The sequence below is a fragment of the Anaerobacillus sp. MEB173 genome (genome assembly GCF_052119505.1).
Classification (GTDB): domain Bacteria; phylum Bacillota; class Bacilli; order Bacillales; family JBJMAU01; genus JBJMAU01.
This window is the reverse complement of sequence record NZ_JBJMAU010000082.1, coordinates 1-303: the sequence shown is the minus strand read 5'-3', so window position 1 is coordinate 303 and position 303 is coordinate 1. Positions and strand designations below refer to the sequence as shown.

Below are 303 nucleotides of genomic sequence, written 5' to 3'. Positions count from 1 at the left end.
AAAACTAGATAACAATAGATTAAGCACTTAAGAAGCAATTCACTTCGAAGTAATACTTACACCAATTCTAAATTCTACATTATAAATTCTAAATTGGTTTTTGTGGTTAAGCCCTCGACCGATTAGTATCTCTCAGCTCCACGTGTCGCCACGCTTCCACCCGAGACCTATCAACCTCATCATCTCTAAGGGGTCTTACTTGTCTGGAGATTAGAAGTTGGAAATTAGAAGTTGGATTTCAGTTTCGCTACGAAGCATCACCTACTTTCTCACCTCTCACTTCTTACCTCTAATCTCCAGACA

The 303-nt window shown here is 39.3% G+C and carries 1 rRNA gene; it reads right to left on the bottom strand.

The annotated features are described in order from the left end of the window. Positions 1–102 precede the first annotated feature (102 nt). Positions 103–303 (bottom strand): 23S ribosomal RNA (locus ACJ2A9_RS23900); the annotation flags it as partial.